An 11,927-nucleotide genomic window follows, 5' to 3' on the forward strand; every position below is an offset into this window, starting at 1 on the left:
CTAAATTTTATAAATAATTGCTTATATAAACCAGTAATGATCTTATCTCTATCAGATGGAAACAGGATTATTGGCTTGTTGCATTTCAACATCTACCTCGATATGTGATAAATCATAATCATTCATCCAAGGAGAATCACCATAAAAAGCCCCATTCAATTGGGAATAATTAATTAGCTCTTCACGGAAATAGTTGAAATACACCTGATCGACCTTACCTGGATTTCTCCAGAATTTAGCCAAAGGACGTTGGTTGGTCAATTTAGGTAAATTATAAAGTGCATAACCCAATACCTTGACAGGAATATGGTGGTACAAAGCCTGAATACCTGTCGTACTATTTACTGCAACAAAACCCAGACTATTTTTTAATAGTGTAGGCAAATGAATATCACAAAAATAGTGAACACGCCCTTCAACATCGTGAGACTTTGCTAGCTTACGAATATAAGAGGCATAATTACGATAGCCACGATCCATCGGATGATGTTTGAGCACCAAATGATGATAGGGGTCTGCATGTTGTGCAAAATCCTGCATGACCATTTCAATGTATTTTTTCATGCATTTTAAATCAGAATGGGTACGAATCTGAAAGTCATTATGTACTTGTAGTGCAAATACAAAATAACGTTTTTTATAGGCCTGTATAAATGCATTAAACTGCTTTTCTTCTACGAAAGAATTTTTAATCCGTCGCACACCCGACCAGACCCAATAATAAATTTCCGACCAGATACTCATCTGCCGATGATGTTTATAATGCGGGTATTTCCAAGAGAAAAGCAGCATAAATACATAATAGACCATGACACTGATCAGCATCGAACGATAACTATTATTGACTTCAGATACTTTTTTCACTTGGGTATTTTTAGGTTTTTTTGTTTTTAATTTTAAATGCGATAAGAAGTTGGAAAAGAAATTTACCCCATCTTGCTCAAACGTAATATAGTTCGGCCGAATATAGCCTTCTTCAAAAGCAAAAAAGTTAATTCGATGCTTTAAGGCAACTTTTTTTGCAGCTTGATGATACTTGCGGCAGTCTCCAAAACAGACCACTGCATCAATCTCTTGAGACAAAAGCAAGTCTTCGATCCAGGTCGAAAAATCGGCGTAAGCACCTGTAAAATCAAAGTTGTATTCAAAAGAACGCGAAAAAAATTGATCTCCGCCGTTCAGGTTCACTTTAAAACATTGAATATCATGGTCTTTGAGCCAGGCAGAAAAACGATTAAAAAAACTCCCCATCGGCCCCTGTAATAACAGAACCCGTTCAGAAAGCAATAAACGATTCACATGAACTGACATAAAGAAACTAACCTATTTTTTTAACTTGTTATATAAATGTAATAATACACGCTTATACCTATGATCATGAGCTACCGGTTGATCTAATTGACTTTTAATATAAGCGATCACATCCTCGGGACGCACCAAGGGAATACCCGATGCTCGAGTATGCGGTAAATTATATGTAGGATATTCTACTAGAGTTACATATAACAAAGTTTCTAAGGTTATATTTTTATTGTTGCGTCTTTGTGATGAATACAAGTCCTGTGTTAATCCCCAACCTGCATAAAATGGTAAACCATAACAATAAACTTTTAAGCCTCGAATCAAAGCCTCAAAGCCACTAAGTGAGGTTATGGTATGTACCTCATCACAAATTTCAAAACATTCTAAAATAGAGGTGTTCAATTCAATCTGGTTAGCATAGGTCAACATGTCTTGGTCGGAAATTTTCCCGACCCGCAGACCCGTTTGTACATCTGGATGGGGTTTATAGATAATATAACTGTCAGGATGATCTCCCCGCACCTGTTTCAGCAAATCCAGATTAGTTTTAATCCCGATTCCACCTAGCTGAATCGACATATCATCTTCAACCTGCCCCACGACCAATAAAACCCGCGAATGCTGAGGACGTTTTAATGGCCTTGACTCACCTACATTGTATTTTGAAATATTCAGATCGATCAGCTTTTGCTGTAAATCACGTGCTCTTTGAAGCTGCTGTTCGGTAAGATTAACTTGATTGAGAAGATTCTCAATTCCTGATGGTTTTGTCGCGTCATAATAGATACCGACATCATCAAAAACGAGCGAACATGGTCGAATTAAAGTGGCGCCCAATCCAACAGATCGGATAAATCCATCCTCTACAGTAATCACATTTAGATAATTCTGATCTTTCAGTCGTTGCGCTTTTTTGCCCCAAGCAAGAGTTGGCTGATTTTTTTTAGGCTTTAGATAGCGTTGAAATTTTAGACTAAGCTTTGGAAAGCTTAAAAAGTCCGCAATAAATTTCTTTTTCCAGGGACTAAAACCATACGCAATATAGGATTGACCTAGACGTTTTTGAAATTCAATATTCGGAATAATCAGATCTATAATATCTTCACATTCACAGCGCTCACCAGTAACTGGATTGACATAGCGTGCATAATGAAAATAAGCAGATGCAAATAAATGGTTGAGGGAACATTTGACACCACGTCTTCCATTTAAAATTTCCAAAGGTGCATATTGATCATCTGTCAGCCCCCATCCCGCATACCAGGGAACCCCAAAACAATGAACTTTCTTGCCACAAAGCAAGGCTTCAAAGCCCAATTGTGAACTGACCACATAGACTTCGCTCATATAGCCCAATAGCTCAATCGGATTATAGGCTTCCGTTAAAACCCGAATATTGGCAGATGCTAAATCTTGCGGTTGAAAATGGGATTGTGCTTTGCCTGCCAAGACATCTGGATGGGTTTTTACCCATATAATCGCATCTGGGTGATCAATACAGGCTTGTCTTAACATGCTTTTAAAGGTGTCAGGAGTAGCCCCTGCGTATTTGATTGATTGATCACCAAAAGTTTGATCAATAACTAAAATATTTTTAATTTTTCGATCAAACTTACCTAAATCTATTGTTTGAAATTTTTGATTATATTTAGTAATTCCAAATTTTAAAATTTGGTCGATGGCATGCTGGGCACGAAGATTATCTCTAACACTCTCATCTTTTAAAATAAGGTTTTCTAGGTTTGATGGCTGTAGGGCATCAAAATAAATCCCCATTTCATCAACAACAAGCGATAGAGGTGGATAACCATCTTTACCCAAGCCCAGAGAGCGGACAAAACCATCCTCCAGGCAGAGAGCTGTCAGACCTTTTTGTTTGGCTAAGGCTTGGGCTTTAAAGAAACTTTTTTTACGGCCCCAGCCACAACTTACTCGCAGGTTGGTTTGATTATTAAAAATATATTTATAGAGATTAACTATAGATAAGATATTTTTATTAGCATTTAGATACATAAATAATTCATTACAAATACTTATTAAGTAAACTTTTATTACGTTTTAAACTATTAGAATCATCTAAACCCTCTACAAGAATGGGATGATAAAAACGATTCTGATATTCAAAATTAAGAGATTTTGACGTTTTCATTAAAACTTTCTGAGTACTGAAATGGAGTGTCTGTGAACAACACCAACGACTAACATCCTGCAGAGCAGCTATACAATATTGGGTACCATAACTCATATTAATACTAAAATACTCATCATTCATCCATTTATCATTTTCTAAATTATTTTGAATAAAATAGTTATTTAATTCTACACGCTTTTTATATAGAAATTTAGCATAGGAGTTAGTCATCATAGAAATTGAATAAATGCATCCGTAAGGATATCTATTAATAAAATCTATAGTTTTGTATAAATAATTTTTATTACCTCTCTTACCAAATTTTCCTGCGTAAAAATCAATATTATGCATTTCAAATTTTTCTAAAAAATTTAAAAAATCATCTGAATAAATAATAGCTTCATCTTCTACTAACCAAGCTCTCTCCATTTCAGGAAATTCATCAAAAGCAAAATAATAGCAGTAATCTCCTGAACGCCACATTATATCATCTTGATATCTTAGAAATTTATTCTTTATTTTATCTTTATTTATAGATACTTTTGACCACTCACTAGGAATATTAACGATATTTTTTGTTTCATCTACAACAAAAATAACATTTGCACCCTTTTCTTTATAATATAAAGCTAATAGATTATTAACTTCATCCCAACGATAAGTTCTAATCAATATATTTGGTTTATATTTATTTTTTTTAATATTGGAAAAGGCAGTTCTCCCATTTATTATATTTTTTATAAAATTATAGCCCAAGTTAGTTGGATGAACTGTGCCATCATTTTCAATCATATCTTCAAAGTTAAAACTACTATCTAATTGCAGAGTGTTATTAGAATAAAGATTATTTAATTTTTCTAAATTCCATATGGGGTGCTTATAAGACCCATTAACTATATATTTATTATTCTTAATATTCAAATTCTCCCTAGCACCTAGGCACCAAAAAATAAATTTTATTTTATCATTTAATTTTACAAAGTGATCAAGGATTTTAATTGCTTCATTATATAAAATAGTATCATTCTCTAAATTAATTAGATCTTTATCAATAAAAGTAGGATTTAAAGATTTATTTAAAATATAAGAATTACCTATTCTAAAATCAGGTACCATTAAAAAAATTTCTTTCCCAATTTCAGTAAAAAAATCAATCCACCTTATTAAACTTTTATCATAAAGACTTAAGCCAGAAAAACCTATTAAATAAAAATTTGGATAGAAAATATCACCATTATATATTTTATCACGCCATCTCTTTATATGTGAAGGTCCTATTAATACACGATCTAAATTATCTTTAATTACTCTACTATCAAAACTATCAACAAAGAATCGTTGATATTTTTTATTGTCTAAATTTGTATTTAATATCTTTTTTATATTTGAGTAATTAACAGATTCTAATTTAAATATATCTTTATCCCACCATCTATATTTTTGCAATCTCTCAATTATCTCAAATTCAAATCTATAACCAATTACTTGTGCAGGATTTCCAGAACAAATTGAAAATGGAGGTAAATCATCAATTACAAGAGAGTTAGGAAGAACTATAACTCCATCCGATATAGTAACACCCGATTTAATAATACAGTTTTCCTGTATCCATACATCATTACCAATTTTAGTTAATGGAGTTTTATTATAAAAAAATCGGTTTTTCGATATTTTTTCATAATCACTTGAAATTACTTGAGGTATTCCATTAGAGAAATCACTATTTGAAAATATATTTTTTTCACCTAGAAATTTACCTATATTAACGTTCGAATCTATTTTGCTAAATCTTCCAATAATTACATCTCGAATATTAGCATTCTTACTAATATTAGTATAAGCGCCAATAGAAAAAAAACCTCTAATCTTCCAAGAGTTAATTAAGCAAAACTCCTCAACAAACCCATAACCTTCAATTTTATTTTCATTCAATAAGTTATCTAAATAATTTAACATTTCCACATCCAATTAAAAAGGAAATTTATCCTATATTTATATTTTTTTCTTAATAAAATCTACAACAAAAGCTTTTGGATCTCTCTTTAATTTCCTGATTTTTCTCATTAAAGGAGATATTTCACTAGCTAATTTATCAGATTTTTTTAATACTTTTTTATCTACTGCACTAGTAGTAGCACTCTTTAAGTTTTCAATTTTCAACATAGCATTTAAATAACTTCTATTATTATAGCTAAAAAGAGGATTTAAACCAGAAAACCATGTTTTTCCTTTAAAGTTAAAAAACTCGACATTAATATAATCGTAGGCATGTGATTTTCTATTATCAAACTCTTTAATAATATCTTTTGCAGTAAACCAACTATATTTTTCTGTAATCAACCAGTTAAACAAGTTTATAGTTTTACTTTCATTTAAATCAAATACTTTATTATTATATAAGTCTTTAATAATAATCTCCAGACTTTCTATCTGCTTAGTCAATGCACCATTAAAACTATAATATGCATTACCAACAGTATAAACAGGTTTATTATGTGCAAGCGCTAACAACCCCACACCTGAATTATATAAAAGAACAGCATTTACACAATCTATTACAGCATGTATATTCTCATTATTTAAATTGGTTACATTTTCATAATTAAATCTATTAGCTTTTTTATCTAATGGGTGTGGCTTAATGACAAATTGGATATTTTTATTTTTAATTATAGTATTTTCTAATTCATCTAAAAACTCGTCATATTTTAAATAACCTTCATTAAAAAATGTAACAGCCATATCATCATTAAGTTGAAGAGGAATAAAAATAGATTGTTTAAATTTTAGTATTTCTATACTTGGTTTAGAAATCGTTTCATCATAAGTCTCCATTGACTCTAAAGTATGAGACCCTGTTACTAAACTATTTATATAGTTTTTTGTTAAAAAAATATCTTCTTCACTTAGTTCTTTATCTAATATTTTTGTATTTTTAAAGTCATTATCATCATAACTAACTTGGTTAGCATAATAGATAGAGTTTGGCAGACCTCCTCGCTCTACAACTGAAACCTCTACACCATTTTTCTTTGCAAAATCAAATAAATCTTTATATTTCTTATGACTTTTCATATATGGATTAAACATACATAAAAAATCAACTTTGCCTTCAGAAATAAGCTTATAACCTTCGACAATTTCTTCCAAATTATTCCTTGATAAAACTTTTAAATTATAACCAAGATATTTTAATGGTAAAAAATATCTCCAGTTTTTATAGTCATTCATTAAGCAAAGACAGTTTTTATCTTTAATTAAATAATCAGCTTCTAATACCTTTTCCTCTTTTTCAATATAAGCTGAAATCACTTCATTAAATTTCTCTCTCTTCCAGTCATTGTTATTAGTCCAATAACCATTACTTTTTGGTTTTGGATGCCATAAATGGTAAGCTTTATATCCTAGACTTTCATTAGAAAACATCACAGCTTCAATATATCTTCTGAAACCTGAATAATTTTTATCTCCCCAAAAAGAATCTTTTAATGGACCATAAAAGTCTTTATTTAATTGTTCTGGCTTAGGGATATCTGAGCAGATCAACCCAATTCTTAACATTAAATCAAAATCTTCTGAACCATGCCCTCTAAATTTGTCACAGTATCCTCCTATTAAATTAAATAGTTCCTTAGTCATGAAAAATACATTACTATAGCTTGTATAGAATTCTATATCTTTTCCATATTCAGCTTTAGAAACAAAATAATCTAACTCTTTGATAAAACTTACTTTATCTTCACTATTCCAAAATTTATTTGTTTCATTTTCCTCTAAATGACATATTGACATTGTTAAAAATCTTTTTGGATAAATATGCATTTTTAATTGTTCTGCATCTTTCGCTAAATTAGCAAAAACATTTTTATCAAATACAAAATCTATATCAGATAAAAGAAAATATTTAGTTTTTACATTATTAACAGCAATATTACGTGCTTTAGCTAGTGAAAATTCCTCTCTATCATTCTCAAAAATATAATTTGCTCCATATTTTTCACAAATATTTTTAATCTCTGTAGCAAAAAAATCCTCAGAGCCAAAATCTACAACATTAATTTCCGGCTGTGGACTATAATAACTTAAGCAAAACTCTAATCTTTCTAAAATCCAAGGGGTAATATCACTTACTCTTATACATAAACAATAGGTAATATCTTTAGGTGTTACAGATATATTTTCTTTTACGAAAAAACTTTCTAATTGTGTTATCACTTAAACTTCCTCATTCTTATAAATCTAAAGCAACTTTCGCCGCTACTGCAATTTGATACAACACTTGAGTAATACCACGCGTTAACTCAATACCCTTAGTCTGCGCTTTAGGCAAGACTAAAATCTCATCACCTTGCTTAATTTTTTCGCCTTTACGCACCAGTTCAGCCTTACCATTTTGTCGAATCACAATCACTTTGGATTTATTCGATTTTTGGCTAAAACCACCGACCTGCTCAATATAGTTTTTGGCACTTAAACCATTTCTATATTCAATACCATTTGGGAAAGCAACTTCACCATGTACCATAATCACGGATGTTTTTTCTGGAATATGTAAAATATCGCCTTGTTCCAATATCACATCTTGAAAAGTATCTGGATTCAGCACCACCTGCCCTTTAGGCTCTACTTGACGCGCTTTAGCAATAAACTGCTTGACCAATTCTGCATCGCGCAAACGTAAAGCTGCTTCTTCCTGCGTGCTTGAGCGTGCATTAAATGTGGTTTCTTCCAACTTATCTAGAGCGACATTTAACATCTCTTTTTGGCGCTTGGCCACAGAAGGACGGAACAATTGCAAAGATTCCACTTCAGCCAAAGCATTCGGTTGTAGCTGCGTCAATACATCACTCAGTTTAGCGCCATAAGGCAATACAACGGCGTGAGCACCATTGTGTGCGCCATCCACACGTACTTGAATGGTACCCGCATAGCGGTCAGCCGTAACGGTGACAATATCGCCATCTTCCACCATTATATTATGCGCTTGATTCAGCGAGTAATATTCACTTCTATACTCTGCACCTTGTCGACGCTGAATACTGACATTGGTCGCCCCAGGTTTAAGTTTGGCAAATGCCAATGCCTGTGCCAAGCTAACCGCAGGCGAGTTAAACTCAAAATCATGCTGGTTATAGACTTCACCAGAAACATTAAAGGTATGAGTGCGCTGTCCTACCACAATCACATCGCCATCCCGGAAAGAGAAAGGGCGAATTTGACCTTGTAGCAGAAAGTCATATAAATCGACCTGCTGAATCGTTTGGCCATTGCGCATGACTTTAATATCAATATAGCTGCCACGCTCCGGATCCACCCCACCCGCACGGTCCAAGTAAGCAATGACACTATCATTGGCGACACCACCATAATTACCCGGCTGATTGACAAATCCGGTGACCATCACCTTCACGGGCTGGGCTTGCTCGAGGGCTGCATACACGCCCACATTGGAGACATAAATACGGCGGACCTGCGCTTCAACTACCGATTGCAAATTGCCATTTCGAACACCTGCGACTTTGACTGGCCCTACATTTGGAATAAAAATATTGCCTTGTGGATCGACGGTTTGAGTGCCGTTAAACTGATAAGCGCCCCAGAGACGTAAATTAATATTATCGCCCGGGTTAATCTGATAACTACTATTGAAGGTTGATCCTGCAGTTGAAGCAAAAGCGCCTTTAAACAGCTGTGAACCAAACATCTTGTTTTGAATTGGATATTTCATTGAGCTGCTTGGAGAAAGCTCAACCACAGACTGGCTGTTTAACAGGGCAGTACTGTTAGCACTTGCTGTATCGAAATTTCCGCCACTGAAGGTCTGAGATACTTCGCTTGGCAATAAACTTGGATCAAATGCATAACCAGCCGTCGCACAGGCCAATGATAAAACTGATAATAACGCAATTTTTTTCATAATTTATTCTCTGTGCTCACGGATAATCGAATGGATCAGCAATCCAATACCAAAAATAATATTCAACAAAATAAATGAAGTTAGACTGATATAGACTTTACGCGGATATAAAGCATCCTGGGCTAAACGCGGTGTCGCAATCACCACCAATTTCTTGAGCTTACGTGAGGCTTCTAATCGAGCTTTTTCTAAAGAGACCAAAGAGATTTTATAAAGATCAGCTGCAAATTCAACCTGCGCTTTCAGAGCTTCAAAGTCCGCTACATTTTTATTCAATTTCAAATTATTTGGTGAAGTCAGTTTTGAACTTTCAGTATTAATTTGCTGTTGCAAGGCTGCGATCTGACTCCGTAACGCCACCACTTGAGGTGCTTCAGGCGTCAAATAACTAAGTAAAGTGCGCTCTTCAGTTTTCAATTGTGCCAAACTACTCTGTAAACCTGCAATCAGTGTAGCCACCGCTTTGGCTTGTAATTCAGGATCAAAAATTTCATTTTCATTTTGGTACTGGAGTACCGCCTGACGAGCCTCATCTAACTGCGCTGTTGCTTCTGTATATTGTTTCTCTGCAAATACTTGTTGCTCTTGCGCAATGGTCTGGGAAATTTCATTGATAAACTCATCACTTTGCTTTAATACTTCTTGATTGAGTTTCAGTGAGAACTCTGGCGAAAATCCCTGAGCATGCACATGTAGCATCATGGTTTGCTCATCAAGTTCGACTTTAATCATTTTATTAAAATATTCGACCAAGTCTTCGATTGAGGCATCTTGAGGTAGTGCAAAGATTGGGTCACTGACCGATGAAAATTCTTTGCGCAGATTCAGCGTTTGATCCAGCCTCTCGATCATATCGCGAGAACCAATATACTCTTTCAGAATTTGAGAGTCTTCACGACTAGTATTGGGCACGCCCAACAAAGCGCCTATTCCTGCAGTATCAGCCACTGGCGTATCTGCCACCTGCTTCACCAACAGTATCGAAGAAGACTGAAAACGGTCTTTCGCAAAGGCAAAAAGATAAAAAACAATAATCAATACCGGAATAAGAACACAGCAGGTATAGGCAATCCAAAGCCGCTTATTTATTTTAGCTTGCATACGCTTTATATACCCCTACTGCATCTTGCACATTATCAAAATATTCTGCTTTACCATCCCGCACCAAGAAAGCGACATCACAATTGCGGGTCAAGTCTTTTAAGTCATGAGAAACCATAATAATATTTGAATTTTCTTTAAGTTCGTCAAGTAAAGCCTGACTCTTTTTTCGAAAAGACGCATCCCCTACAGCACCCGCTTCATCGAGCAAATAATAATCAAAATTAAAGGCCATACTTAAACCAAAACCAATCCGGCTACGCATACCACTCGAGTAACTTTTCATCGGCATATCAAAGTATTTACCAATTTCAGCAAACTCTTCAACAAAATTTACCACATGTTCAACTTCATCATGACGATTTACATAAAGTCTGGCGACAAAGCGCACATTCTGTCGGGCCGTTAAACTTCCCTGAAATCCACCTGACAACGCGACTGGCCAGGAAATGGTTTTATTAGTAACTACCCTTCCAGAATCAGCATAGTCAATTCCTCCAATAACCCGGAGCAAGGTACTCTTGCCGGCACCATTTTTTCCTAAAAGGGCCACACTTTTGTTTTCAGGTAAAATCGCATTTAAATCTTTAAATACATAATGCCGACCTTTAGGCGTTGCGTATGATTTGGTTAAATTTTTGAGTTCGATCATTTCGATTTCACCATACGGCGTTCAAAGCGCTTATACAGAAGTAAACCTATAAATAAAGAAATAATCATCCATATCATGAAGTAACTTAGACTAATTCCCGGCACCAAACTATAAGTAGGCGCAACCGCATGGCGCATTAACTCAAAGATATGAATCAGGGGGTTGTATAATAAATATTCACGATATTCCACTGGAATAATATGAATGGAATATAAAATACCCGATAAAAAATAAAGAATTAAAAAGAATACTGAAAGAAATTTATTTAATTCTTTTGAAAAATCGCCAATCACAATAAAAATAAGACTACACGCCAACATGAATATAAATAAGAGCGTCCAATAGCCTAGAAGTTGTGGAATTTGTTCAAAACTGATGTGATAGCCAAACCATACAAAGGCTGCAGTAAAAGCAATATAAGCAGTAAATTTAAGCAAAAACTCAAGAATATTACGCGCAAGTAAAGCATCGATCGGTTTGACTGGGCGATAGCTAAACAAACCCCGATTGGATTCAGTGGCACTGATCCCCAAAGTCACTCCCGTTCTAAACATAAAGAAAGGAATAATGCCATTAATTAAAAAAACAGCATAATCCATCCCCGGTAGTGTTCTTTGCATGACGGTCCCAAAAAGTACCACCATGATCCCAATAGTCAATAAAGGCTCTAAAAAAACCCATAAATAGCCTAGACGGTATTGACCAAAGCGGGTTTGTAATTCCCGAAGCAACAATGCACGTATCGATGCATACATCACTTGTAAACCACCACGCGCTTTCAATCGCGGTAGTTTTCTTAATGGCATCTGATGCTGTGGTTCCAT

At 34.3% G+C, this 11,927-nt stretch carries 8 protein-coding genes; all 8 read right to left on the reverse strand.

Features of this window, described 5'->3' with window-relative positions:
• Nucleotides 1-51: 51 nt before the first annotated feature.
• The 8 genes from J7649_RS09810 to J7649_RS09845 are packed head-to-tail and all read right to left on the reverse strand — an operon-like array spanning nt 52 to nt 11,909.
• Nucleotides 52-1,311, reverse strand: coding sequence for a capsule biosynthesis protein (locus tag J7649_RS09810; RefSeq protein ID WP_219307698.1), 1,260 nt, complete (start codon nt 1,309-1,311; stop codon nt 52-54).
• A gap of 12 nt (nt 1,312-1,323) precedes the next feature.
• A complete protein-coding gene (locus J7649_RS09815; RefSeq protein WP_219307700.1) occupies nt 1,324-3,315 on the reverse strand; it encodes a capsular polysaccharide biosynthesis protein in 1,992 nt (663 codons plus the stop codon).
• 10 nt (nt 3,316-3,325) lie between these two features.
• On the reverse strand, nt 3,326-5,389 hold the full coding sequence (locus J7649_RS09820; RefSeq protein WP_219307702.1) for a CatB-related O-acetyltransferase: 2,064 nt from the start codon (nt 5,387-5,389) through the stop codon (nt 3,326-3,328).
• A 36-nt stretch (nt 5,390-5,425) separates the two neighbouring features.
• Nucleotides 5,426-7,648 carry a capsular polysaccharide export protein, LipB/KpsS family gene (locus J7649_RS09825; protein ID WP_219307704.1) on the reverse strand — a complete coding sequence of 741 codons (2,223 nt, stop codon included), beginning with the start codon at nt 7,646-7,648 and terminating at the stop codon, nt 5,426-5,428.
• A gap of 16 nt (nt 7,649-7,664) precedes the next feature.
• On the reverse strand, nt 7,665-9,350 hold the full coding sequence (locus tag J7649_RS09830; protein ID WP_219307706.1) for a polysaccharide biosynthesis/export family protein: 1,686 nt from the start codon (nt 9,348-9,350) through the stop codon (nt 7,665-7,667).
• Between the two features lie 3 nt (nt 9,351-9,353).
• Nucleotides 9,354-10,451, reverse strand: coding sequence for a KpsE/RkpR family capsule polysaccharide export protein (locus tag J7649_RS09835; protein ID WP_219307708.1), 1,098 nt, complete (start codon nt 10,449-10,451; stop codon nt 9,354-9,356).
• Nucleotides 10,441-11,103, reverse strand: coding sequence for an ABC transporter ATP-binding protein (locus J7649_RS09840; protein ID WP_219307710.1), 663 nt, complete (start codon nt 11,101-11,103; stop codon nt 10,441-10,443). Before J7649_RS09840 ends, J7649_RS09835 begins: the two co-directional genes overlap by 11 nt.
• Complete coding sequence (locus J7649_RS09845) at nt 11,100-11,909, reverse strand: ABC transporter permease (protein WP_228738638.1); 810 nt, start codon at nt 11,907-11,909, stop codon at nt 11,100-11,102. The genes J7649_RS09840 and J7649_RS09845 overlap by 4 nt, the downstream gene beginning before the upstream one ends.
• Nucleotides 11,910-11,927 lie beyond the last annotated feature (18 nt).

The sequence above is a fragment of the Acinetobacter lwoffii genome (assembly GCF_019343495.1).
Taxonomy (GTDB): Bacteria; Pseudomonadota; Gammaproteobacteria; order Pseudomonadales; family Moraxellaceae; genus Acinetobacter; species Acinetobacter lwoffii_P.

What these genes read in the sequence shown, in the direction of transcription:
- J7649_RS09810 (WP_219307698.1), bottom strand. Translation starts at nt 1,311, where the DNA reads ATGTCAGTTCATGTGAATCGTTTATTGCTTTCTGAACGGGTTCTGTTA.
- J7649_RS09815 (WP_219307700.1), bottom strand. Translation starts at nt 3,315, where the DNA reads ATGTATCTAAATGCTAATAAAAATATCTTATCTATAGTTAATCTCTAT.
- J7649_RS09820 (WP_219307702.1), bottom strand. Translation starts at nt 5,389, where the DNA reads ATGTTAAATTATTTAGATAACTTATTGAATGAAAATAAAATTGAAGGT.
- J7649_RS09830 (WP_219307706.1), bottom strand. Translation starts at nt 9,350, where the DNA reads ATGAAAAAAATTGCGTTATTATCAGTTTTATCATTGGCCTGTGCGACG.
- J7649_RS09835 (WP_219307708.1), bottom strand. Translation starts at nt 10,451, where the DNA reads ATGCAAGCTAAAATAAATAAGCGGCTTTGGATTGCCTATACCTGCTGT.
- J7649_RS09840 (WP_219307710.1), bottom strand. Translation starts at nt 11,103, where the DNA reads ATGATCGAACTCAAAAATTTAACCAAATCATACGCAACGCCTAAAGGT.
- J7649_RS09845 (WP_228738638.1), bottom strand. Translation starts at nt 11,909, where the DNA reads ATGCCATTAAGAAAACTACCGCGATTGAAAGCGCGTGGTGGTTTACAA.